General features: G+C 71.1%; 20 protein-coding genes and 3 pseudogenes. 15 read left to right on the top strand and 8 right to left on the bottom strand.

The features are described 5' to 3' along the window. Positions 1 to 29 precede the first annotated feature (29 nt). The 7 genes and pseudogenes from O7615_RS00655 (at position 30) to rny (ending at position 7,573) form a co-directional block, all read left to right on the top strand. Entirely contained in the window at positions 30 to 1,487 is a 1,458-nt protein-coding gene (locus tag O7615_RS00655) for an MFS transporter (RefSeq protein ID WP_278175148.1), read from the top strand. 3 nt (positions 1,488 to 1,490) lie between these two features. Continuing rightward, positions 1,491 to 1,691 carry a DUF3046 domain-containing protein gene (locus O7615_RS00650; protein WP_278175147.1) on the top strand — a complete coding sequence of 67 codons (201 nt, stop codon included), beginning with the start codon at positions 1,491 to 1,493 and terminating at the stop codon, positions 1,689 to 1,691. Between the two features lie 184 nt (positions 1,692 to 1,875). Beyond that, positions 1,876 to 2,490, top strand: a pseudogene (recA, locus tag O7615_RS00645) (recombinase RecA); the annotation flags it as partial. Further along, positions 2,482 to 3,593, top strand: a pseudogene (locus O7615_RS00640) (recombinase RecA); the annotation flags it as partial. The pseudogenes recA and O7615_RS00640, both read left to right, overlap by 9 nt. Position 3,594: 1 nt before the next feature. Further along, a pseudogene (locus O7615_RS00635) lies at positions 3,595 to 4,026 on the top strand (recombinase RecA); the annotation flags it as partial. A gap of 10 nt (positions 4,027 to 4,036) precedes the next feature. Further along, positions 4,037 to 4,846 (top strand): RecX family transcriptional regulator, encoded by an 810-nt coding sequence (locus tag O7615_RS00630; RefSeq protein ID WP_278175146.1) that lies wholly within the window; start codon positions 4,037 to 4,039, stop codon positions 4,844 to 4,846. A gap of 960 nt (positions 4,847 to 5,806) precedes the next feature. Continuing rightward, positions 5,807 to 7,573 carry a ribonuclease Y gene (rny, locus tag O7615_RS00625; protein WP_278175145.1) on the top strand — a complete coding sequence of 589 codons (1,767 nt, stop codon included), beginning with the start codon at positions 5,807 to 5,809 and terminating at the stop codon, positions 7,571 to 7,573. Positions 7,574 to 7,623: 50 nt separating this feature from the next. Here rny and O7615_RS00620 read toward each other — a convergent pair whose 3' ends face one another. The 4 genes from O7615_RS00620 to O7615_RS00605 form a co-directional block, all read right to left on the bottom strand. Further along, on the bottom strand, positions 7,624 to 8,610 hold the full coding sequence (locus tag O7615_RS00620; RefSeq protein WP_278175144.1) for an ABC transporter permease subunit: 987 nt from the start codon (positions 8,608 to 8,610) through the stop codon (positions 7,624 to 7,626). A 76-nt stretch (positions 8,611 to 8,686) separates the two neighbouring features. Beyond that, positions 8,687 to 9,394 (bottom strand): amino acid ABC transporter permease, encoded by a 708-nt coding sequence (locus tag O7615_RS00615; RefSeq protein WP_278175143.1) that lies wholly within the window; start codon positions 9,392 to 9,394, stop codon positions 8,687 to 8,689. Between the two features lie 24 nt (positions 9,395 to 9,418). Further along, on the bottom strand, positions 9,419 to 10,297 hold the full coding sequence (locus tag O7615_RS00610) for a glutamate ABC transporter substrate-binding protein (RefSeq protein WP_278175142.1): 879 nt from the start codon (positions 10,295 to 10,297) through the stop codon (positions 9,419 to 9,421). Between the two features lie 63 nt (positions 10,298 to 10,360). Continuing rightward, complete coding sequence (locus tag O7615_RS00605) at positions 10,361 to 11,107, bottom strand: amino acid ABC transporter ATP-binding protein (RefSeq protein ID WP_278175141.1); 747 nt, start codon at positions 11,105 to 11,107, stop codon at positions 10,361 to 10,363. A 189-nt stretch (positions 11,108 to 11,296) separates the two neighbouring features. On the opposite strand from O7615_RS00605, the gene selD reads away from it, so the two are divergent. Together selD and O7615_RS00595 are read left to right on the top strand one after the other, a co-directional pair. Next, positions 11,297 to 12,286 (top strand): selenide, water dikinase SelD, encoded by a 990-nt coding sequence (gene selD / locus O7615_RS00600; protein ID WP_278175140.1) that lies wholly within the window; start codon positions 11,297 to 11,299, stop codon positions 12,284 to 12,286. Between the two features lie 219 nt (positions 12,287 to 12,505). Then, positions 12,506 to 12,985, top strand: a complete 480-nt coding sequence (locus O7615_RS00595; protein WP_278175139.1) for a hypothetical protein — start codon at positions 12,506 to 12,508, stop codon at positions 12,983 to 12,985. A gap of 7 nt (positions 12,986 to 12,992) precedes the next feature. Here O7615_RS00595 and O7615_RS00590 read toward each other — a convergent pair whose 3' ends face one another. Further along, positions 12,993 to 13,211, bottom strand: coding sequence for a DUF2277 domain-containing protein (locus tag O7615_RS00590; protein ID WP_278175138.1), 219 nt, complete (start codon positions 13,209 to 13,211; stop codon positions 12,993 to 12,995). A 53-nt stretch (positions 13,212 to 13,264) separates the two neighbouring features. On the opposite strand from O7615_RS00590, the gene miaB reads away from it, so the two are divergent. Continuing rightward, on the top strand, positions 13,265 to 14,773 hold the full coding sequence (miaB, locus tag O7615_RS00585; protein WP_278175137.1) for a tRNA (N6-isopentenyl adenosine(37)-C2)-methylthiotransferase MiaB: 1,509 nt from the start codon (positions 13,265 to 13,267) through the stop codon (positions 14,771 to 14,773). A 63-nt stretch (positions 14,774 to 14,836) separates the two neighbouring features. Here miaB and O7615_RS00580 read toward each other — a convergent pair whose 3' ends face one another. Then, the gene (locus O7615_RS00580) at positions 14,837 to 16,045 is read right to left on the bottom strand and encodes a DUF349 domain-containing protein (protein WP_278175136.1); all 1,209 of its coding nucleotides are present in this window, start codon (positions 16,043 to 16,045) and stop codon (positions 14,837 to 14,839) included. Positions 16,046 to 16,295: 250 nt separating this feature from the next. Between O7615_RS00580 and O7615_RS00575 the strand changes: the two genes are divergently transcribed. Genes O7615_RS00575 through dapF form a run of 4 tightly spaced genes read left to right on the top strand, consistent with a single transcriptional unit; the run spans position 16,296 to position 19,248 of the window. Beyond that, positions 16,296 to 16,745: a hypothetical protein gene (locus O7615_RS00575; protein WP_278175135.1), complete on the top strand. Its 450-nt coding sequence runs from the start codon at positions 16,296 to 16,298 to the stop codon at positions 16,743 to 16,745. Positions 16,746 to 16,767: 22 nt separating this feature from the next. After that, positions 16,768 to 17,493, top strand: coding sequence for a class III extradiol dioxygenase subunit B-like domain-containing protein (locus tag O7615_RS00570; RefSeq protein ID WP_278175134.1), 726 nt, complete (start codon positions 16,768 to 16,770; stop codon positions 17,491 to 17,493). Beyond that, complete coding sequence (miaA, locus tag O7615_RS00565; RefSeq protein WP_278175133.1) at positions 17,490 to 18,407, top strand: tRNA (adenosine(37)-N6)-dimethylallyltransferase MiaA; 918 nt, start codon at positions 17,490 to 17,492, stop codon at positions 18,405 to 18,407. The genes O7615_RS00570 and miaA overlap by 4 nt, the downstream gene beginning before the upstream one ends. A gap of 7 nt (positions 18,408 to 18,414) precedes the next feature. Continuing rightward, positions 18,415 to 19,248 carry a diaminopimelate epimerase gene (gene dapF / locus O7615_RS00560; RefSeq protein WP_278175132.1) on the top strand — a complete coding sequence of 278 codons (834 nt, stop codon included), beginning with the start codon at positions 18,415 to 18,417 and terminating at the stop codon, positions 19,246 to 19,248. 143 nt (positions 19,249 to 19,391) lie between these two features. Here the strand turns inward: dapF and O7615_RS00555 are convergent, their stop codons facing one another. Beyond that, positions 19,392 to 20,753: an IS4 family transposase gene (locus O7615_RS00555; protein WP_278175131.1), complete on the bottom strand. Its 1,362-nt coding sequence runs from the start codon at positions 20,751 to 20,753 to the stop codon at positions 19,392 to 19,394. A 125-nt stretch (positions 20,754 to 20,878) separates the two neighbouring features. Continuing rightward, positions 20,879 to 22,351 carry an NAD-dependent malic enzyme gene (locus O7615_RS00550; RefSeq protein ID WP_278175130.1) on the bottom strand — a complete coding sequence of 491 codons (1,473 nt, stop codon included), beginning with the start codon at positions 22,349 to 22,351 and terminating at the stop codon, positions 20,879 to 20,881. Between the two features lie 175 nt (positions 22,352 to 22,526). Between O7615_RS00550 and hflX the strand changes: the two genes are divergently transcribed. After that, a complete protein-coding gene (gene hflX / locus O7615_RS00545; RefSeq protein ID WP_278175129.1) occupies positions 22,527 to 23,975 on the top strand; it encodes a GTPase HflX in 1,449 nt (482 codons plus the stop codon). Positions 23,976 to 23,978: the final 3 nt, after the last annotated feature.

The raw sequence follows: 23,978 nt of genomic DNA, 5'->3' as shown, positions 1-23,978 counted from the left end.
TGGTCAGTCCCTCACCAAGGAGCATCCCGTTGGCGACTGACCTGACGACCCCGGTGCCGGCGCACCCGGATGTCGCGCCGATCCAGCGGCGTACCCTGCGGCTGCTCCTCACCACCCAGATCGTCGGCGGCATCGGGGTGACCATCGGCATCGCCGTCGGGGCGCTGCTCGCCGCCGAGATCGCCGGCACCGCGCTGGCCGGGCTGGCGCTGAGCGCCGCCGTGGTCGGCGGTGCGCTGCTCGCCGTCCCGGTAACCCGGATCACCAACGGGCACGGCCGCCGCCCGGGCCTGGCCTTCGCGTACGGCGTCGGCACGGTGGGCGGCACGCTGATCGTGCTGGCCGCGGCGACCCGCTCGATCCCCCTGCTCTTCGTCGGCATGCTGCTGTTCGGCGGCGGTTCCACGGCCAACCTGCAGGCCCGCTACGCCGCGGTCGACCTGGCCGCACCGGACCGGCGGGCCCGGCAGCTGTCGCTGATCGTCTGGGCCACCACCATCGGCGCGGTGGCCGCCCCGAACTTCGCCGCGCTCGCCGACCGCGCCACCAGGGGTTGGGGACTGCCGGCCCTGGCCGGCCCGTTCGCGTTCAGCGCCGCCGCGTTCGTGCTCGCCGCCGGCGTACTGCTGCTGTGGTTGCGCCCCGACCCGCTGCTCACCGCGCGCCGGCTCGCGGCGGCCCGCTCCGGCGACCCCGGGCCGGCCGAGGCACCCCCGCTGCCACCCGGCACCGACCCGGCCGCGCCCGGCCCGGTCTCGGCTACCGGCCCGGCGTCGGCGCCCAGCCCGGCGTCGGCTACCGGCCCGGTCTCGGCGCCCAGCCCGGTCGTGGCCGCGGCCGAGCCGGTCGCGGCGCCGGCACCGCCGGCCCGGCGCGGTGCGGGCATGCGCGCCGCCTGGTCGGTGGTACGCGCCCGGCCCGCGGCCCGGCTCGGTATCGCCGCCGTGGCAATGGGCCACCTGGTGATGGTGGCCGTGATGACGATGGCCCCGGTGCATCTGCGGGAGTACTACGCCGTCGAGGAGGTGCTGCCGGTGGTCGGGCTCGTGCTGAGCCTGCACATCGCCGGCATGTACGGGTTGGCGCCGGTGGTCGGCTGGCTCGCCGACCGGTCCGGCCGGCGCCCGGTCATCCTCGGTGGGATCGGGACGCTGCTGGCCGCCTGCGCGGTCACCGGCACCGCCGGACACCACACGCTCCAGCTCACCGTCGGGCTGATCCTGCTCGGGCTCGGCTGGTCGGCGACCATGGTGGCCGGCTCCACCCTGCTGTCGGAGTCGGTGCCGGACCCGGTACGCCCCAGCGCGCAGGGCCTGTCCGACCTGGTCATGGGGTTGGCCGGGGCCCTCGCCGGTGCGGTCAGCGGGTTTGTCATGCAGGTGGCGGGCTATCCCGTGCTGAGCCTGCTCGCCGCGGTCGCGGTGGCGCCACTGCTGGCGCTAGCGTTGCGTCGGGCGCCGGTGGGCGCACCGGACGAGAAGGAGTGACCCGTGCGGCTGACCGACTTCTGGGCGCGACTGGCGGAGGCGTTCGGGCCGGCGTACGCGACCAGCATCGCCAGCGACCAGGTGCTGTCGGAACTCGGCGGGCGGACCATCGAGCAGGCCCTCGCGGCCGGTGAGGAGACCCACGTGGTGTGGCGGGCCGTGGTCGCCGCCTACCCCGACCGGGTGCCCGCGCGACTACGCTGAGCGGCCGATTCGTTACTTCCGCGTGTCTCTTGCCGACTCGTACACCTGTTCGGCTATTGTCCACAGCGGGTGCTCGTCCACAGGCCACGGCCCGGCGGCTGGTGTTCTGTCGGACCCAGCGCCTAGCGTGTCCCGCGTGACGCGAAGCTCAGGAAAGACGCCGGCGAAGGCAGGGGTGGCAACGATGGCGGCAGGACCTGACCGGGAGAAGGCGCTCGACCTTGCTCTCGCTCAGATTGACAAACAATTCGGCAAGGGCTCGGTGATGCGGCTGGGGGAGCGGCCGGTCATCCAGACCTCGGTCATTCAGACCGGTTCCATCGCGCTCGACGTGGCACTCGGCGTGGGCGGTCTGCCCCGCGGCCGGGTCGTCGAGGTATACGGTCCCGAGAGCAGCGGGAAGACCACGGTCGCCCTGCACGCGGTGGCCAACGCCCAGCGGGCCGGCGGCATCGCCGCCTTCATCGACGCGGAGCACGCGCTCGACCCGGAGTACGCGAAGGCCCTCGGCGTCGACACCGACGCCCTGCTGGTTTCCCAGCCGGACACCGGCGAGCAGGCGCTGGAGATCGCGGACATGCTGGTCCGTTCCGGTGCGATCGACATCATCGTCATCGACTCGGTCGCCGCTCTGGTGCCGCGAGCCGAGATCGAGGGCGAGATGGGTGACAGCCACGTGGGTCTGCAGGCCCGGCTGATGAGCCAGGCGCTGCGGAAGATCACCGGTGTGCTCAACAACACCGGCACCACCGCGATCTTCATCAACCAGCTCCGCGAGAAGATCGGTGTCATGTTCGGATGTGGATCTTGGGATACCAAGGTCACTCTCGCCGACGGCTCTCAGCAGCCCCTCGGCAAGATCGTTACCGAGAAGATGGACGTCAAGGTGCTCTCCTACGACGGGGAGTTGGGCTGTCTTACCCCGCGCCGGGTCGTCAACTGGTTCAACAACGGCACGACCGAGGAGTTCCTGCGATTCAAGGTCGAGCGGGCGGGTGGCGGTGCTGGTCGGGGTCGAGCGACCATGTCGATGACCCGTAACCATCTGATCATGACTCCGGGCGGCTGGCGTGAGGCGGGCGAGCTGCTTCCCGGTGATCGGGTGATGCTGGCCCAACCCCACGTGTTGAGCCCGCAGCAGTGGCAGCTGGTGCTTGGCTCGTTGATGGGAGATGGCAACCTTTCGGCGCCTGTTCGGCGAGACGCAGAGAGCGGCCGTTTTCGGATGGGCCATGCTGCTGAGCAGGCCGTTTACCTCGACTGGAAGGTCTCCCTGCTCAGCAATGTCCAGCACAGTCGAACGTCCAACCAGAAGGGTGCGGTGTTCGCCGACTTCACTCCACTTGCCGAGCTCGGAGAGCTGCGGCAGGCGGTCTATCTGGGTGACGGTAAGAAGCACCTGAGCTGGGATTACCTTAAGGAACTGACCCCCTTTGCCCTCGCTGTCTGGTATATGGACGACGGCTGCTTCACGCTGCGTTCCAAGGGAGTGCAACAGCGGACCAAGGGCGGCAGTGGCCGCATAGAGATCTGCGTCGAGGCGATGAGCGAAGGTAGCCGTCAGCGTCTGCTGGAGTACCTGCGCGACGGCTGGCGTCTCGACGTGAAGCTCACGAAGCGCGGGCAGCGTCAGGTCAACGTCCTGCGTTTCACCACTGCGGCTTCCGAGAAGTTCCAGGAAATGGTCGCGCCATACATCCCCGAGTGCATGGAGTACAAGCTTCTGCCGAGGTTCCGTGGCCGTTGCGAAGTGGTCTCGCAGTTCACCCAGCCGGTGATGTACCCGCTGCCTGCTCGGATTCTCGAGATCGAGGCTAGGCGCGACCATAAGAACATGGACCGGTTCGACATCGAGATCGAAGGCTCGCACAACTATCTCGCTGACGGAATCCTGGTGCACAACAGCCCCGAAACCACGACGGGTGGTCGGGCGCTGAAGTTCTACGCCTCGGTCCGGCTCGACGTGCGGCGCATCGAGAGCCTCAAGGACGGTACCGACGTGGTCGGTAACCGCACCCGGGTCAAGGTCGTGAAGAACAAAGTTGCGTCCCCATTCAAACAGGCCGAGTTCGACATCATGTATGGCAAGGGCATCTCCCGCGAGGGTTCGCTGATCGACGTCGGTGTCGAGCAGTCGATCATCCGCAAGTCCGGCGCCTGGTACACCTACGACGGTGACCAGCTCGGTCAGGGCAAGGAGAAGGCCCGCGAGTTCCTCCGGGAGAACCCGGACGTGGCCGCCGAGATCGAGAAGAAGATCCTGGAGAAGCTCGGCGTCGGGGTCGGCGCGGGCGACGCCACCGGTGGCCCGGAGCTGCCGCCGGTCGACTTCTGATCCTCCGGTCGTGGCAGGACGACGTGCTCGCACAGGGCGGGGCTGGGATGCCAGCCCGCCCCGTGCGGGTGACGCCACACCGCGCCCCCGCCGAGGTCGGCGCGCCTCCGGAGACGAGCCTGACCCGGGTGCCCCGGAGTCAGACGGCGCATCCGATGGCGATGCCGGGCATGGCCCGGGGCCGGCCGTGTCCGGTGACCGGGGCGGCTTCGGACGGGCACCGGTCTTCCCGCGCGGCGGGTCGGGATCCGGCCGTGCCCCGACCGGGCCGGTGGGCGAAGCCAAGACGGTGGACGAGGCCGAGGTGGCCCGGGAGATCTGCCTGCGGCAGCTCGCGGTCCGCCCTCGTACCCGCGCGGAACTGGCTACCGCGCTGGCCCGGCGGGGCATCTCCGAGGAGACCGCCAGCCAGGTTCTCGACCGGTACGACGAGGTCGGCATCATCGACGACGCCGCGTTCGCCCGGGCCTGGGTGACCAGCCGGCACACCGGCCGAGGGCTGGCCCGCCGGGCACTCGCCAACGAGTTGCGTCAGCGCGGCGTCGACGGCGACACCGCCAGCGCGGCGCTCGGCGAGTTGGACGACACCACCGAGGCGGAGACCGCCCGCGCCCTGGTGGAGCGGAAACTGCGTACCGCCCGGGGTGAGCCGGATGCGGTGTTCCGGCGGCTGGTCGGCATGCTGGCCCGCAAGGGCTACCCGGCGGGGGTCGCCATCCGGGCGGTCAAGGACGCGCTTGCCGCGCAGAGCGCCGAGGCGGCCGAGTTCGCCGAGCAGATCGACCCCGACGCCCTCGCCGACCCCGACCCCGACGGCTAACAGCTCCCGCCCCCGCCCTCCCTCCCGGCCCATCACGGCGTTGATCATGAAGTTAGCGGGCACTTTGATCTCTAAACTGCCCGCTAACCTCATGATCAACGGCTGGTCTGGCGGTTAGCGCCGAGCGGTGGGTGGGGACCGGTGGTGGGTGGTCCTGGTTGGGGGCCCCGGGGGCGGTGGTTGTCGTCTTTTTTGCCCACTGGAGTCCGAGTATTTGTTGGCGCAGGGTGACTGAGTAACTTCTCTCCGTCCGGGTGGTTTGATCATGAGTTCTTGACCGGAGGCCGGTTGAGACCTAGCCTCGCCATAAAGGCTCACATTGCCCGACCAAGCGCAGGCTAAGCGCACAACATAGATCCCGTAACGGAACAGCATCACTTTGGCCGGCACCACCGGCCGCGTACGTCAGCTCCGGACAGGCCGGTCCGGTGCTTACGTGACACTGCACCCGGCCCGCCGACGGTCCGCAGGGACACCGTCGGCGGAGGAAGCCACCCCACGGCCAGGCGCTCCGGTCGGGCGTCCAGAGTCGCAGGAGCGTGCCCACCGGCAGGCTGTTGCGGCGCGACGTTTCAGGGGAGGCGCGCCATGACGAGGCGGTACAGGTTCACCGGCACGAACGAGCGGTGCGAGCGAGCCATCGGGCTCAGCGCGGTGATGTCTCAGTTCAGTGTGGTGGTGCCTCAGGGCGGCGCGGAGCGTAGCGGAGTGCCGGCATGAGCGAGCGTCAGCGAGTGAATCATCAGTTCAGTGTGGTGGTGCCTCAGGGCGGCGCGGAGCGTAGCGGAGTGCCGGCATGAGCGGGGAGCCGGCCGACGGCGCAGGGGAGTCCGGGGCCACCGACGACGGTGAGCAGGATCCGGCGACCGGAGCGTCGGGCGTGAGTGAGCGTGAGCGAGCGAGTCATCGGCTCAGTGCGGTGGTGCCTCAGGGCGGCGCGGAGCGAAGCGGAGCGCCGGCATGAGCGCGTTTGACGTCGTACTCCTGGTTGCCGTGCTGGTGTTGACCCTGGTGGTGCTCGGCGCGATCTTCCTGGGGCTCCGGGTGCTGCGCGGGCTCCAGGCGCGCCCGGCACCGGAGGATCCGGCGTACGTCGCGGAGAAGGATCGCCAGGAGCAGTCCCTGGCCGCGCTGCGGACCGCCGCGGACGAGGTGAACAGCACCATCGACGTGGCGAAGTCCGCCGCCGCGGCGGCCCGCACGGAGGCGGCGGCGGCCAAGGCCGAGGCGAAGGCGGCCCGGGCGGAGGCGCGTCGGGTGCTCGACGATGCCCGCGCCGAGGCGGACACGGTGCTCGAACGGGCGCACAAGCAGGCCGAGGCGGATGCGGAGCAGCTGCGGACCACGGCCCGGCGCAGCGGCGAGCGGGAGGTGGCGGTGCTCGCCGCGACCACCCGTGAGCAGGCCGCCGAGGTGGAGCGGCGGGCGGCCCGGATGGACGAGCGGGAGCGACTGCACACCGAGGAGGTGGAGCGGCTCGCCGAGCGGGAGCGCCAGTTGACCTCCGCGACGGCCGCCCTCGCCGCGCGGGAGGCGGGACTGGTGGCCCGGGAGGAGGAGCTGGTCGAGGCGGAGAACCAGCGGCGGCGCGAGCTGGAGCGGGTCGCCGGGCTGACCGCCGACGCCGCGCGGGCCGATCTGGTCGACGCGATCGAGACCCAGGCCAAGCGGGAGGCTGCGCTGCTGGTACGGGAGATCGAGTCCGACGCGCGGTCCACCGCCGAGCAGCGTGCCCGGCACATCGTGGTCGACGCGATCCAGCGGGTGGCCAGCGAGCAGACCGCCGAGAGCGTGGTCAGCGTGCTGCACCTGCCGGGTGACGAGATGAAGGGGCGGATCATCGGCCGGGAGGGCCGCAACATCCGTGCCTTCGAGTCGGTCACCGGGGTCAACCTGATCATCGACGATACGCCCGAGGCGGTGCTGCTGTCCTGCTTCGACCCGGTACGCCGCGAGGTCGGCCGGTTGACGCTGGAGAAGCTGGTGCTGGACGGCCGGATCCACCCGCACCGGATCGAGGAGGTGCACGACCTGGCCCGGCAGGAGGTGGACCAGCTGTGCCAGCGGGCCGCCGAGGACGCCCTGGTGGAGGTCGGCATCACCGAGATACACCCGGAGCTGGTCACGCTGCTGGGGCGGCTGCGCTACCGCACGTCGTACGGGCAGAACGTGCTCAAGCACCTGGTGGAGACCGCGCACATCGCCGGTGTCATGGCCGCCGAGCTGCGTCTGGACGTCCCGCTGATCAAGCGGTCGGCGTTCCTGCACGACATCGGCAAGGCGCTCACCCACGAGGTGGAGGGCAGCCACGCCATCATCGGCGCCGACGTGGCCCGCAAGTACGGCGAGAGCGAGGACGTGGTGCACGCCATCGAGGCGCACCACAACGAGGTGGCGCCGCAGACCGTCGAGGCGGTGCTCACCCAGGCGTCCGACGCCTGTTCCGGGGGGCGGCCGGGGGCCCGGCGGGAGAGCCTGGAGGTGTACGTCAAGCGGCTGGAGCGGATCGAGGAGATCGCGGCCGGCAAGCTGGGTGTGGAGAAGGTCTTCGCCATGCAGGCGGGCCGGGAGATCCGGGTGATGGTCAAGCCCGACGACGTCGACGACATCGGCGCGGCGGTGCTGGCCCGGGACGTGGCCAAGCAGATCGAGGAGGAGCTGACCTATCCCGGCCAGATCCGGGTGACGGTGGTACGCGAGTCCCGCGTCACCGAGATCGCCCGCTGACGGCGAGCCGGTCGGGTGGAGGTACCGCGCCACCCGACCGGGTCACGTGATCAGGTGGCCGTACCGGCTACCGCCTCGGTCTCCTGGGCGGTGGCCGGTCCCGCTCCCTCCGGCCTCGGCCCCGCCGTCGGGATCGCCTTCCGCCCCCGGGAGAGGCGGCGCTGGGTGTATTCGGCGAGCTTCGACAGCAGGTAGTTGACGCCGATGTAGATGACACCGACGACGACGTACACCTGGATCGGGTTGTCGAGCACCTGGATGATGAAGCTGCTCTTCCGGAGCACCTCTTCGTAGCTGATGATGAAGCCCAGCGAGGTGTCCTTGAAGACGACGACGAGCTGGCTGATCAGGGCCGGCAGCATGATCCGGAATGCCTGCGGCAGCAGGATCATGCGGGTCGCCTGGAACGAGGTCAGCCCGATCGCGTTGGCCGCCTCGCGCTGGCCGCCGGGCAGCCCCTCCATGCCGGAGCGGAGGATCTCGCCGATGACCACGCCGTTGTAGATGGTCAGGCCGAGCACCAGATACCAGAGGATGCTGCCGAGGTCGACGCCGAGCACCGGTAGGCCGCTCGCGCAGAAGAAGATCGTGATGACGACCGGCAGTCCTCGGAAGATCTCGACGAAGAATCGGGTGATGCCGTTGAGCAGCCAGCTCAGCGCGCGTACCGCCAGGGCCACCGGTAGCGGCAGGGTGGTGAACCGGCGGCGCATCAGCGCCTTGAGCTGTACGCGCAGGACGGCGAGCAGGGTGCCGAACGCCAGTGAGGTGACGATGGCGAGTGCGGCGGCCGTCAGGGTCGCCCGGAAGCCCTGACCGAGCTGGGTCCACACCTGACCGAAGACCTCGTTGCCGGGGTCGATCAGTGGTCCCCACTTCTCCATCGTGAACTGGCCGCGTTCGTCGAGCGGCCGGTAGACGAGGAAGTAGAACCCGGCCGCCGCGGCGATCGCGGCGAGCACGCTCGAGACGAGGGTGATCCGGCGGGCGCGCGGGCCCGGTGCGTCGTAGAGGACGGACATCGACTCGTTGCTCATCGCGCCACCTCGCTGCGCTCGGCGCCGCGATGAGGCACCATCGCACTGAACCGGATGATTCGCTCACTACGTTCGCTCATCGCGCCACCGCCTGGCGACGCTCGATCCGGTCGAGGAGCAGGCCGAGGGGGACCGTGAGGATCAGGTAGCCCACGCTGATGCCGATAAAGACGGGGATGATCGGGTGGCCGCCGGCGCTGGTGAGTGACTGGGCGTTGGCGGACAGGTCCCCGGTGACGCCGAAGAAGCCGGCCAGTGCCGAGTTCTTGATCATGGCGATCAGCACGCTGCCGAGCGGCACGATCGCTCCTTTCCAGGCCTGGGGCAGGACGACGTAGCGCAGGTTCTGGGTGAAGGTGAGCCCGACGGCCCGCGCGGCCTCGGCCTGGCCGCTCGGCACGCCGTTGACGCCGCTGCGGATCGCCTCGGCCACGAACGCGGCCGTGTAGACGCTGAGCGCGATCAGCGCGAACCGGAAGTACGGCAGGTCGGTGCCGAGGCGCTGGAAGAGTTTGTCCAGCCCGGGGATCCGCAGGAAGTCGGCGTTGGAGCCGAGCGCCGGCAACGCGAACGCCGCGAAGAACATGACGATCGTGAGCGGGCAGTTGCGCAGGACGGTGACGTACGTGCCGCCGAGCCAGCGCAGCGGCGGCACCGGGGAAATCCGCATGACGGCCACGAGGACGCCGATGATCAACGCCCCCGTGGCCGACAGGATGCACAGCTGAAGGGTGACGAAGAATCCGCTGCGGAAGACGTCGAAGTTGTTGACGAGAACGTCCACGAAATGACCCTTCAGCTGGTGCGATCAGTAGCGCTCGACGGTCGGGATCTTCGGGTCGGTGGCGTCGACCGTGCCGGCGGTGTCCTTCCACGCCTGCAGGTAGCGGCCGTCCTCGAAGGTCTTCTCCAGGGTGTCGTTCAGGAACGTCCGGAAGTCGTTGTCGCCCTTCTTCAGGCCGATGCCGTACGGCTCCTCGGTGAAGGTCTCACCGACGAGCTTGAACTGGCCCTCGTTCTGCGACATGTAGCCGCTCAGGATGACGTTGTCGGTGGTGATGGCGTCGACCTGGCCGCCCTTGAGGGCGTCGAGGCACTTGGTGTAGACGTCGAAGACGACGAGCTGCTCGCCGACGTTCGACAGGTACTGCTCGATGTTCGAGGCCGGGGTCGAGCCCTGCACCGAGCAGACCTTCTTGCCGGTGGTCTTGAACGAGTCGGGGCCGGTGATCTCGTTCTCGTCGGCCTTGACCAGGATGGTCTGGCCGGCGATGTAGTACGGCCCGGCGAAGTCGATCCGCTCCTTGCGGGTGTCGTTGATGGTGTAGGTCGCGATGACGATGTCGACCGCGCCCTCCTCGATCCGCTGCTCACGGACGGTCGACGGGGTCTCGACCCACTCGATCTTGTTCTCCGGAACGCCCAGCTCGTTGGCGATGATCTTGCCGATCTCGACATCGAAGCCCTGCAGGTTGCCGTCGAGGCCCTTCAGACCGAAGAGCGGCTGGTCGAACTTCGTCCCGATCTTGATGGCCTGCGCGTTGTTGAGGCGCTCCATCGTGCTGCCGGCGGCGAACGACTTGCTCTCGCCGCCGGTGCCCTCGTCGGCGTCGTCGCCGCCACAGGCGGTCACGCCGAGCGCGAGGGTGGCGGCCGCGGCGAACGCCGCTATGCGCTTGATACGCATGTTCATCTCCTTCTACTACGACGGAACCGCCGCCCGGGGACGGCGTGCTCCACTACGGACGGCCTAGTGCGTGAGGATTTTGGAGAGGAAGTCCTTGGCCCGGTCGCTGCGCGGGCTGGCGAAGAACTCGCTCGGCGGAGCCTCCTCGACGAGCCTGCCGTCGGCCATGAAGATGACCCGGTTGGCGGCGTGCCGGGCGAAGCCCATCTCGTGGGTGACCACGACCATGGTCATGCCGTCGCGGGCGAGCGAGGTCATCACGTCCAGCACCTCGCCGACCATCTCCGGGTCCAGCGCGCTGGTGGGCTCGTCGAAGAGCATCGCCTTGGGCTGCATGGCCAGCGCGCGGGCGATCGCCGCGCGCTGCTGCTGGCCGCCGGAGAGCTGGGCCGGGAACTTGTCGGCCTGGTTGGCGATGCCGACCCGGTCGAGCAGGGCGAGCCCTCGCTCGCGGGCTGCCGCCGGCTTCTCGCCGCGGACCTTGATCGGGCCGAGCGTGACGTTTTCCAGGATGGTCTTGTGCGCGAAGAGGTTGAACGACTGGAACACCATGCCGACCTCGCTGCGCAGCTTGGCCAGGGCCTTGCCCTCGGCCGGCAGCGTCTGACCGTCGAAGGTGATGGTGCCGGAGTTGATCGGCTCCAGCCGGTTGATCGTGCGGCACAGGGTCGACTTGCCGGAACCGGACGGGCCGATCACCACGACCACCTCGCCCCGACCCACCGACAGCGAGACGTCGTCCAGCACGTGCAGCGGCCCGAACCACTTGTTGACCGAGTCCAGCACGATGAGCGGTTCGCCCGTCGCCACGTCGTCTGTCCTCCTCGTCGCCCATCGAGGGTCGGTCGACCCCCGGTAGCGGCCACTGTAGGCGGGGTGACGTGGCGGAACACAACTCAGATGGTCACGGAGCGGTAACACCGTCGCCGATCGGCCCCGGGAGTCCGAAATTGCCCTCTACGGGTGGCGCCCGGCTCGCGTGACGGAGATCATGAGGGGATGACCGAGCCCGTGCGGTTGACCCGGTACGCCCGTGGCGGGGGATGCGCGTGCAAGATCCCACCCGGCGAGCTGGAGGCGATGGTGGCCGGGCTGGGCCCCAGCGCCGGCACCGCCGACCTGCTGGTCGGGCTCGAACACGGCGACGACGCCGCGGTGGTCCGGCTGGACGAGCGCACCGGCGTGGTGACCACCGCGGACTTCTTCACCCCGGTGGTCGACGACGCGTACGACTGGGGTCGGATCGCCGCCACCAACGCGCTGTCCGACGTGTACGCGATGGGCGGCAGTCCGCTGGTCGCGCTCAATCTGCTCTGCTGGCCACGGGACGTGTTGCCGCTGGAACTGGCCCGGGAGGTGCTGCGCGGTGGCCTGGACGTGGCCCGCGCCGCCGGTTGCCACCTGGCCGGCGGGCACAGCGTCGACGACGACGGCCCGAAGTACGGCCTGGCCGTCACCGGGCTGGTCCGGCCGGAGGAGCTGATCACTCTCGACGCCGGGCGGGTCGGATCGCCGCTGTCGCTGACCAAGCCGCTCGGCATCGGCGTGCTCAACACCCGGCACAAGAACACCGGCGAGAGCTTCCCGGAGGCGGTGGCGGCGATGACCACGCTGAACCGGGACGCGGCGCGGGCGGCGGTGGCGGCGGGTGTGCGCTGCGGCACCGACGTGACCGGCTTCGGCCTGCTCGGTCACGCCTCGAAGCTGGCCCGGGCCAGCCGGTTGACCGTGGCGATCGACACCGCCCGGGTGCCGTACCTGGCCGGCGCCCGGGAGGCGGTCCGCGACGGGTACGTCAGCGGCGGCTCCCGCCGCAACCTGGAGTGGGTGACCCCGTGGACCGATACCGGCGCGGTGGGCGAGACCGACCGGCTGTTGCTGGCCGACGCGCAGACCTCCGGCGGGCTGCTGGTGGCCGGCGAGGTGCCGGGCGCCCCGGTCATCGGTGAGCTGCTGCCCCCGGGCGAACACCGGATCGTGCTGCGCTGACCGGGCACGCCGGGCGCGCGGCGAGCCGCTGCGCGGGAACGCGCACGATACCCGATAAACTGTCATCTTCCCGCTACCTGGAGCGATGAGGCTCCGGAAATTTTGCCCAGAATGGTCACAGACCGGTAACTTGCCCCCGGCTGGGGGCAAATGCCCCCCACCATCGTCTGTAAGGCCCGATCCGGAGGCCGGTGGGGACGAGCACAGCGAGGAGACGGCATGACCGAGCTGTGGAACTGGAGAATCGACCGGGTGCGACCGGTGGAGGTCTACCCGGCGCTGGCCGACGCGCTCGGTCGGGTGGTGATGCCGCTGGCGGTGGCGGATCCGGTCCGGCTGCCGACGTACGCGGTGGTCTGCGACGTCTGGCAGGCGCCGGGGGAGTTCGCCACGATCGTGGACTGCTACGGCGTGCCGGACGAGCTGCCCGAGCTGCCCAGCATCGCGGCGCTGGCCCGGCAGCTCGACCGCAACTGCCTGCTGCGCGACGACACGCTCGACGACACCCGGCACCTGCTGGTCGCCCCCGACGGCAGCATCCGCCCGGTCCACTTCGACGTGCGGGAGACCGACGACGGCGAGGTGCTCAGCGAACGGCGCCTCTGCACCGAGGCGGATCCGCGCTGCCGGGGCTGGTCGCGCTGCCACCGCTCGCGCTGGGCCCCCGACTCGGTGAACCCCGCGCTCGCCGCCGCCTGAGGCGGCCCTACGCCCGGCGCCCGCCGCGGACCTCCAGCTGGTCGAGCAGGGTGCGGGTGGCCGCCGCGATCGTGCTCACCGCCGCGTCGAACGCCTCGGCGTTGTGCGCCGCCGGCGCCCGGAATCCGGAGATCTTCCGGACGTACTGCAACGCCGCGGCCCGGACGTCCGCGTCGGTGACCTCCGGGGTGTACGGCTCACGCAAAGTCTTGATGCTCCGGCACATGGCTCCTCCTCGTTCGCCTCCGGTGCCTCGGGCCCGGATAGGCTGTGCTCGTCATGACTACCGCAGCGGCGGGCGGCCCGCGCACCTACCAGGTGCGAACCTACGGCTGCCAGATGAACGTGCACGACTCCGAGCGCATCTCCGGCCTGCTGGAGCAGGCGGGCTATGTCCGCGCGGGCGAGGCCGACGACACCCCGGACGTGATGGTGTTCAACACCTGCGCGGTCCGGGAGAACGCCGACAACCGCCTCTACGGCAACCTCGGTCATCTGCGTCCGGTCAAGAACCGGCATCCGGGGATGCAGATCGCCGTCGGTGGTTGCCTGGCCCAGAAGGACCGCGGCGACATCGTCCGCAAGGCGCCCTGGGTCGACGTGGTCTTCGGCACCCACAACATCGGGTCGCTGCCGGTGCTGCTGGAGCGGGCCCGGCACAACGCGGCCGCCGAGGTGGAGATCCTCGAATCCCTCGACGTCTTTCCCTCGACGCTGCCGACCCGCCGCGAGTCGACGTACGCCGGCTGGGTGTCGATCTCGGTCGGCTGCAACAACACCTGCACGTTCTGCATCGTGCCGGCGCTGCGCGGCAAGGAGAAGGACCGCCGCCCCGGCGACATCCTGAGCGAGGTGCGGGCCCTGGTCGACGAGGGCGTGCTGGAGGTGACGCTGCTCGGGCAGAACGTCAACTCCTACGGCGTCGAGTTCGGTGACCGGTACGCCTTCGGGAAGCTGCTGCGGGCCTGCGGTGAGATCGATGGGCTGGAGCGGGTGCGGTTCACCAGCCCGCACCCGAAGGACTTCACCGACGACGTGATCGCGGCGATGGCCGAGACGCCGAACGTGTGCCACTCGCTGCACATGCCGTTGCAGTCCGGCTCCGACGACGTGCTGCGCGCGATGCGCCGCTCGTACCGGTCGGAGCGGTACCTGGGGATCATCGAGAAGGTCCGGGCGGCGATGCCGGACGCGGCGATCACCACGGACATCATCGTCGGCTTTCCGGGCGAGACCGAGGCGGACTTCGCGCGCACCCTGGACGTGGTCCGCGAGGCGCGCTTCTCCTCCGCCTTCACGTTCCAGTATTCGAAGCGCCCCGGCACCCCGGCCGCGAGCATGGACGGTCAGCTGCCCAAGCAGGTCGTGCAGGAGCGGTACGAGCGGTTGATCGCCTGCGTCGAGGAGATCACCTGGGCGGAGAACCGGAAGCTAGTCGGCGAGACCGTCGAGGTGCTGGTCGCCGTCGGGGAGGGCCGCAAGGACGAGCGGACCGGCCGGATGTCCGGCCGGGCCCGCGACGGCCGCCTGGTGCACTTCGCGACGGGCGGGAACGGCGACGGGGGCGCGATCCGTCCCGGCGACATCGTGCACACCACGATCACCTACGCCGCGCCGCACCACCTCAACGCCGACGGTGCGCCGCTGTCGCACCGGCGCACCCGGGCCGGCGACGCGGCCGAGGCGGGGCGGTCACCGCGTACCCCCGGGGTGCTGCTCGGACTGCCCACGATCGGCGCGCCGGCCGCGGCGCCCGAGCCCGCCACCGGCTGCGCCGCCGCGCACTGACCGACGGCGGCCGGCCGCCCGGGCGCGCCGACCGTCAGCCGGCCGGCGCCGGGCCGCGTGTCCTCAGCCGGCCTGCTCGGCCAGCTGGAGGAACTGGCGCTTCGAGGCGAGCGCCTGCTCGGCCTCCTTGACCCGCCGGGTGTCGCCGGCGGCCTTCGCCCGCGCCAGCCGCTCCTCGGCCTCGGCGACCTGCGAGCGCATCTGGGCCAGCAGCGGGTTCTCCTCCCGGGTGGTCCGCCGCCAGGCCGAGTCCATCACCTCGCGGACCTTCTCGTCGACGGCCCGCAGCCGGCGCTCCAGCCCGGCGGCCGCCTCGCGCGGCACCCGACCGGCCTCGTGCCACTGCGCCTGGATGTCCCGCAGCTTGGCCTGGGCACCCTTCGGGTCACCGTCGATGTCGAGCGCCTCGGCCTCGGCGAGCAGCGCCTGCTTGCGCTCCAGGTTGGCGCGCTGCTCGTTGTCGCGGGCGGAGAAGACCTCGCTGCGGCGGGTGAAGAAGGCGTCCTGCGCGGCGCGGAACCGTTCCCACAGCCGCTGCTCGGCCTCCTTCGAGGCGCGCGGCGCGGCCTTCCACTGGTTCATCAGGTTCTTGAGGTGGTTGGCCGTCGCCGCCCAGTCGGTGGAGTCGGAGACCTTCTCGGCCTCGGCGACCAGCTCCTCCTTGACCGTCTGCGCCTGCTTGCGTTGCGCGTCCAGGGAGGCGAAGTGGGCGCCCCGGCGGCGGGTGAAGCCGTCCCGCGCGGCGGCGAACCGCTTCCACAGCTCGCCGTCGGTCTTCTTGTCGACCCCGCGGATGGTCTTCCACTCGTCGAGGATCTCCTTGAGCCGGTCACCGGCGGTCTTCCAACCGGTCGACTCCGCCGCCAGCTTCTCGGCCTCCTCCACCAGCACGGTCTTGCGGGCGAGAGCCTCGGTGCGGGCCGCCTCCTTGGCGGCCCGGGCCTCGCCGGCCTTCTCGTCGGCCACCGTGGCGAGCTTGTCGAGGCGGGCGGCCAGCGCGTCGATGTCGCCGACGACGTGCGCCTCGGCCAGTGAGGCGCGGATCCGCCGGATGGTGGCGAGCGAGTGGTTGGCGTCCGCCGCGCCGGAGTTGAGCCGCGCCTCGGTCAGATCCACTTCGGTCACCAGGTCGGCGAAGCGGCGTGCGAAGTGCGCCAGCCCCTCCTCCGGTGCTCCCGCCTGCCAGGATCCGACCACCCGCTCGCCCTCGGCTGTCTTGACGTAAACGGTGCCGTCCGCGTCCACCCGTCCGAAGGCAGTCCAGTCGCTCATGTGCCCATCCTCGTTCTCCCGGCACCCAGGGAGCAGCCTCCCGGGTGCCGCCACGGCGCAGCCAAGTTTCTCCGGGCATTGTCACAGGTGCGCCCCGGTCCGCGTCGAGCGCCTATCGCCGACCGTGACCATACGGTGTCCTAGGGCCTGGGTCGGCATCATCCGGGTCGGCGTGCCGCATTTCCCCGTACGGCGTACGGTACAATGTACGGTCGAGGCGCCCGTGTCGGGCGCCGGCGAGGAGGAACAGATGACCGAGTCACGCAGCACCCTCACGCCTCCGGCCGACCCGGGCTTCGTCCCCGGTCCCGAGGATCTGGCCTCCCTCGACGAGTGGTTCCGGCGGTACGACGCCCGCGCGGCGGCCGGTGACGCCGAGGGCACCGCCGACCTGGCGCTGTTCCCGCTCAACACGGTCACCGACGACGCTGCCGGCGAGGGTTCCGCGCGGCAGCTCACCAGAGCGGAGTACGTCGAGATGATGCGGGGCGTGCTCGGTGCGGGCGGCGACGTGACGATGGAGTCCCACCGCACGCCGTACTTCCTCACCGGGAGCCTGGTGGTGGTCTTCACCGACGCCCAGTTCACCGTCGACGGGGCGACCCAGCGGGTCCGCTACGCCGACCTGCTGGTCCGCGTCGGCGGGCAGTGGCGGTTCCAGACCATGGTCCAGGGCGGCTGGGGCGGCCAACCGGGCTGAGCCGGACCGCTACGGTTGCCTGGTGCCACTGGTCGCCGCCGCCGTCTGCCCCCATCCGCCGCTGCTCGTCCCCGAGATCGCCGGTGCCGCCGCGCCGGAGCTGGACGATCTCCGCGCCGCCTGCGACGCGGCGGTGGCCCGGCTGTGCGGCTCCGGTGCGCGCAGCGTCGTGGTGGTCGGCGCCGGCGACCGCAGCGCCGACCTCGACGCCCCCTACCGGGGCAGCTTCGCGCCGTGGGGCGTGCCCCTCGCGGTGCGGATCGGCGGCGGCCCCGACGGCCCGTCCGGCGGTGACACCCTCCCGCTCAGCCTGCTCGTCGGCGCCTGGCTGCTCGGCCGGGCACCGCACCCCGGCGGCACGGCGTGGCGGATGGCGACCGTGGGCGCCGACGAGCCGGTCGAGACCTGCGCGGACCTCGGTGCCCGGCTCGGTGCGGACCAGCCGTGGGCGCTGCTGGTGATGGGGGACGGATCGGCCTGCCGGGGCGAGAAGGCGCCCGGCTACGCCGACCCGCGTGCCGAGGCGTACGACGACGGGGTGGCCCGGGCGCTGGCCGGCGCGGACCTCGACGCCCTGCTCGGGCTGGACCCGGCCCTGTCCACGCAGCTGCGGGTCGCCGGCCGGGCGCCCTGGCAGGTGCTCGCCGGTGCCGCGCGGGCGACCGGCGGCCAGTGGCGCGGCGACCTGAGCTATCACGCCGCGCCGTACGGGGTGACCTACTTCGTGGCCGGCTGGGAGCGGCCGTGACCAGCCCGGGCACCGTGGTCGCCGTGGTCGGGCCGACGGCGGCGGGCAAGTCGGCGCTGAGCATCGCCCTGGCGCACGCGCTCGACGGCGAGGTGGTCAACGCCGACTCGATGCAGCTCTACCGGGGCATGGACATCGGCACGGCGAAGCTCACCGCCGCCCAGCGCGCCGGTGTGCCGCATCACCTGCTCGACATCTGGGAGGTCACCGAGCCGGCGAGCGTGGCGGAGTACCAGCGGTTGGCCCGCGCGGCGGTGGACGGCATCCTCGCCCGGGGCCGGGTGCCGCTGTTGGTCGGCGGGTCCGGGCTCTACGTGCGGGCGGTGCTGGAGCAGTTCGAGTTTCCCGGTACCGACCCGGCGATCCGGCAGCGTCTGGAAGGCGAGTTGGCCACGAGCGGGCCGGCGCCGCTGCACGCGCGGCTGCGCGAGGCCGACCCGGTGGCGGCGGCGGGGATCCTGCCCGGCAACGGCCGGCGGATCGTCCGGGCGCTGGAGGTGATCGAGCTGACCGGCGGGTCGTTCACGGCCGCGCTGCCGCAGCCCACGCCGTACTACCCGGCGACGCAGATCGGGGTGGACCTGGACACCGCCCTGCTCGACGAGCGGATCGCGGTCCGGGTGGACCGGATGTGGACCGACGGGCTGGTCGCCGAGACCCGCGAGCTGGTCGGGCGGGGCCTGCCCGAGGGGCGTACGGCCAGCCGGGCGCTCGGCTACCAGCAGGTGCTGCGCTTCCTCGGTGGGGAGCTGACCGAGACCGAGGCGCGCGACGAGACGGTCCGGGCCACCCGCCGCTTCGTCCGTCGCCAGCGCTCCTGGTTCCGGCGCGACCCCCGCATGCACTGGCTCGACTCGGCCGACCCGGGGCTGGTCGAGGCCGCCGTGCGGATCCTCGGCGAGACTGCGCGATGATGGGGGCGTGGAGTTCACCAAGGGGCACGGCACCGGCAACGACTTCGTGATCCTGCCCGACCCGGACGGCGCGTTGGAGCTGACGCCCGATCTGGTGGCGGCGATCTGCGACCGTCGGCGCGGGATCGGCGGCGATGGCGTGCTGCGCGTGGTCCGCGCCGCCAAGCACCCCGAGGGTGCCGCCCTGGCCGGCGAGGCCGAGTGGTTCATGGACTACTGGAACTCCGACGGGTCCTTCGCCGAGATGTGCGGCAACGGCGCCCGGGTCTTCGTCCGGTACCTGCTGGAGACCGGGCTGGCCGTGCCGGCCGGTGACGCGTTGCCGGTGGCCACCCGGGCCGGCGTCGTGCGGGCGCGGGTCGACGGCGACGCCATCGCCGTCGAGATGCGCCGCCCCCGGTTGTACGACGCCTCCGCCGCCGCCCTCGGCGGGTTGACCCTGCCCGGCACGGCGGTGGATGTCGGCAACCCCCACCTGGTCTGCCCGCTGCCCGCCGGGCTGGACCTGGCCGGGCTGGATCTGACCCGGGCACCCGGGTTCGACCCGGCGATCTTCCCGACCGGAGTGAACGTCGAGTTCACCACCCCCGGCGCGCCGGTCGACGGCGTCGACGCGCACGTGCTGATGCGGGTCTACGAGCGTGGCTCCGCCGAGACGCTCTCCTGCGGCACCGGCGCCTGTGCGGTCGCCGCCGTGGCCCTGCGGGACACCGGCCTCGACACCGGCTCGGTGGCCGTCGACGTCCCCGGCGGCCGCCTCACGGTGACCGTCGCCGAGGACTCCTGCTGGCTCTCCGGCCCCGCCCTGCTAGTCGCCACCGGCACCCTAACCCGCCCCTAACCCATCCATCTCCCCATCTCCCCCGCCCCGCCCTTCGTCTGGTTGATCATGAAGTTGTTGTCAGTCGTGCCGGCGTGTCGCGACAACAACTTCATGATCAACGAGGCGGGGCCGGGGGTGGGGTTAGGGGCAATGCCGCTCAGTTAGGGTTCTGGGCCGGTCGTCAACCCTGCTGTGGCGAGGATGTTGATGTTGATCGTGGCTTGGTAGTTGGTGCGGTCGATGGTGCCTTTGGCGCGGTGTTTGGAGATTGCTCGTTTGACCACGTGAGGGCTGACTCGGGTGCGGCGTGGGGGCAGTGGGTCGGCCAGGACTGCGCGGCCGATGGCGCCGACGAGGTCGATGGTGGTCTCGGCGATGACACCTGCGGCGTGGATGATCTGGTCGCGGGCGGCGTGCAGCGCGATGGTGAAGCTGGCCCGGTCGGGGCTGGTCGTGGGTTGGCTGGCGGTGGCGTCAGCCATCGCCAGCCGGACCGCCTGGTAGGCGGCCAGTAGGGCGTAGACCTCCTGGTTTACCCCGTTCGGGGTCCGTGCCCGCAGGACCCGTCCGCCCAGCAGGGTGGACTTCAGCTCCAGGTACGCCGTCTCGATCTCCCAGCGTTGGTGGTAGAGGGTGACCAGATCCAGGGCGGGGAAGCGGCGCTGGTCGGTGAGGGTGGTGATCAACCGGTACCGGCCGACGTGGCGTTTACCGTTCATGCTCACGACGATCTCGGCGTCAACGACCCGGACCGTCATCGCGCCGATGACAGACAGCCAGGACCCGTCGCGATGGCGGCGGATGACGGGCAGCCGCCGGTCGTCCTTGTCGCGGATGAGCAGGTCAGCGCCGGTGCCGGCGAACTGTTCGATCATCTGACGGGCGGCGAACCCACGATCGGCCAGCAGCAGCATTCCTGGGCGCAGGCAGCTCAGCAGCCGGCCGGCGCAGCCCAGTTCACCGATGCTGATCGGCGCGAACACGGCGTCGATGACAGCGCGAGTGCCGCACGCCACGACGGCGACCAGCCGCAGCATCGGATACCCCGACCCACCGTGGCTGCCCGCCTGACGCGGATAGACCCTCAAGTTCGCCGTAGTGTCGGGCACGAACATGCTGGTGCCGTCGATCGCGCACACCAGCAGACCCCGCCACCGGGCGGCCCCCGCCGGCGGACCCGACAGCAGCCGGAACAACGCCACCAGAGGCTTGTCCCCGACCCGCCGGCGAGCCTGCGACAGCGCCGAGGACGTCGGCAGCGCCACTGTCAACCCGTCCAGCCCGGCAACCAACCGAGCCCACACCTGCCGGTAACCGACCTCAGCGAACAACCCCGCCGCGAGCAGCAGATACACCACCACCCGCGACGGCAGATCCCGCACCCGCGACTGCACACCACCGGCCTCGGCCAGCACCGCATCGACCATCTCGAACGGCACCTGCTGCGTCAACTCACCCAGATGACCCGGCGCGAACCGCCCCGCAGCCACCGTGATCGTGGACGTGATGGCAGACTGTTCCAACGGCGGGGCTCCCGGTCCAGAGGCTGTCTTGGAGTGACAAACCTCTATACCGAGACCCCGCCGTCCTCGTCTACCACCACACCCCTTGACACACGCCCCGCCCCCTTAACTGAGCGGCATTGGGGTTAGGGGGTGGCGGAGGCGGTGGCGGCGATCTCGGGGAGGTCGGCGGGGCCCGGGTCGGCGGCGGGGGGTGCGGTGACGGTGGGGTTCTGCGCGGCGGCGCGGACGGCCGCGGCGACCGCCGGTGCCACCCGGGAGTCGAAGACGCTGGGCACGATGACCGTCGGGTTGATCTTCTCCTCGCCGACCACGTCGGCGATGGCCCGGGCGGCCGCGATCGCCATCTCCTCGGTGAACTCCTCGGCGTGCGCGTCCAGCATGCCGCGGAAGACGCCCGGGAACGCGAGCACGTTGTTGATCTGGTTCGGCTGGTCGGAACGGCCGGTGGCGACGATGGCGGCGTGCTTGCGCGCCTCCCGCGGGTCGACCTCCGGATCGGGGTTGGCCAGGGCGAAGACGATGGCGTCCTTGGCCATCGTGGCGATGTCGTCGCCGGTGAGCAGGTTCGGCGCGCTCACCCCGATGAAGACATCCGCACCGTTCAGCGCGCCGGGCAGGTCACCCGAGTAGTCGTCCCGGTTGGTGTTCTCGGCCAGCCACTGCCAGGCCGGGTTGAGACCGGACTGGCCGCGATGCAGGGCACCCTGCCGGTCGTACGCGATGATGTCGCCGACGCCCTGGCGCAGCAGCAGTTTCATGATCGCAGTGCCGGCCGCGCCGGCGCCGGAGACCACCACCCGGACGTCCGCGAGTTGCTTGCCCACGACGCGCAGCGCGTTGGTCAGCGCGGCGAGCACGCAGATCGCGGTGCCGTGCTGGTCGTCGTGGAAGACCGGGATGTCCAGCGCCTCGCGCAGCCGCGCCTCGATCTCGAAGCAGCGCGGCGCGGCGATGTCCTCCAGGTTGATCCCGCCGTACGCGGGCGCGATCGCCTTGACGATGGCGACGATCTCCTCGGTGTCCTGCGTGTCGAGCACCACCGGCCAGGCGTCCACCCCACCGAAGCGCTTGAAGAGCGCCGCCTTGCCCTCCATCACCGGCAGCGACGCGGCGGGACCGAGGTTGCCCAGGCCCAGCACGGCCGAGCCGTCGCTGACCACCGCGACGGTGTTGCGCTTGATGGTCAGCCGGCGGGCGTCGGCGGGATTGTCCGCGATCGCCTGGCAGACCCGGGCCACGCCGGGGGTGTATGCGCGGGACAGTTCGTCCCGGGTGCGCAGGGCGACCTTCGGGCTCACCTCGATCTTGCCGCCGAGGTGCAGCAGGAAGGTGCGGTCGGAGACCTTGCGTACGTCCACGCCGTCGAGCGCGCTGAGCGCGTCGACCACCTGGTCGGCGTGACCGGAATCGGCGGTGTCACAGGTCAGGTCGACGATCACGTTGGTCGGGTCGGAGTCGACCACGTCCAGCGCGGTGACGATCGCGCCGGCCTCACCCACCGACGTGGTGAGCCGGCCGATCGACGACGCGTCGGCGGGCACGGCGATCCGTACCGTGATCGAGAATCCGGCACTGGGCAGTCGGGTGGTGGCCACGCAGGTCCCTCCGTCGGCGCTGAACGGCTCGCCCGCATTTCTACTCGCCCTGGCTGGGCGGCCGGCAGCCGGCCCCGCTTGTGCCTGTTTGCGCGGTGGGCATATACCAGATGCAACGAGCGTTGACACATGTCAGGATTGCTCGGTACGTGCACAGAACGGACAGGAGAGACGCTTGCGAGACCAGGAGACCCCGATTCCCATCCTCGACGACGAGCTCGACGCCACCACCGGCGAGTACGAGCTCTCCGAACGACAGGCGTTGCGACGGGTCCCCGGCCTCTCCACCGAGCTGACCGACGTCACCGAGGTCGAATACCGCCAGCTCCGGCTGGAACGCGTGGTTCTCGTCGGCGTCTGGACCGAGGGCACCCAGGTCGACGCGGAGAATTCCCTCACCGAGCTGGCCGCGCTGGCGGAGACCGCCGGCTCGCTGGTCCTCGAAGGGCTCATCCAGCGGCGCAACCGCCCCGACCCGGCCACCTACATCGGTCGCGGCAAGGTCGACGACCTCGGCGCGGTGGTGCTCTCCGCCGGAGCCGACACGGTGATCTGCGACGGCGAGCTGTCCCCGTCCCAACTGCGCAACCTGGAGCAACGCACCAAGGTCAAGGTGGTCGACCGCACCGCGCTGATCCTCGACATCTTCGCCCAGCACGCCAAGAGCAGGGAGGGCCGGGCACAGGTCGAGCTGGCCCAGCTGCAATACCTCCTGCCCCGGCTGCGTGGGTGGGGCGAGACACTGTCCCGGCAGACCGGTGGGTCGGGCCGGGGTGGCGGCGCCGGTGGCGGCGTGGGCGTGCGTGGCCCGGGTGAGACCAAGCTGGAGACCGACCGGCGGCGCATCCGCCACCGGATCGCCCGGCTGCGCCGGGAGATCAAGGCCATGAGCACGGTACGCGAGACCAAGCGCGCCCGCCGTACCCGCAACGCGGTGCCCGCGGTGGCGATCGCCGGCTACACCAATGCCGGCAAGTCGAGCCTGCTCAACCGGCTCACCGGGGCCGGTGTCCTGGTGGAGGATGCGCTCTTCGCCACCCTCGACCCGACCACCCGCCGGTCCAGCACGTCCGACGGGCGGGTCTACACCCTCTCCGACACGGTCGGTTTCGTCCGGCACCTGCCGCACCAGATCGTCGAGGCGTTCCGCTCGACCCTGGAGGAGGTCGCCGAGGCCGATCTGGTCGTGCACGTCGTCGACGGCGCCCACCCCGACCCGGAGGAGCAGGTCCGGGCCGTCCGGGAGGTGCTGGGCGAGGTCGGCGCCGACCGGCTGCCCGAGTTGCTGGCGGTCAACAAGACCGACGCGGCCGACGAGGAGACCCTGCTGCGGCTCAAGCGGCTCTGGCCCGAGGCGGTCTTCGTCTCCGCGCACAGCGGGCGCGGCATCGACGACCTGCGCGACGCGATCGAGCGGCGGCTGCCCCGCCCGGCGGTCGAGGTACGCGTGGTGCTGCCGTACGACCGGGGTGACCTGGTGGCCCGCCTGCACCGGCAGGGCGAGGTGCTCAGCACCGCCCACCTGCCGGAGGGGACGATGCTGCACGTACGGGTCAACGAGGCACTCGCGGCCGAGCTGGCCCCGTTCGGCGACGCGGCGCAGGCGGCCCGTACCACGGGGTAACCG

Source organism: Micromonospora sp. WMMD1082 (genome assembly GCF_029626175.1).
Classification (GTDB): Bacteria; Actinomycetota; Actinomycetes; order Mycobacteriales; family Micromonosporaceae; genus Micromonospora.
The sequence above is the reverse complement of the archived record's forward strand: the minus strand, read 5'-3'. Positions and strand labels throughout refer to the sequence as shown.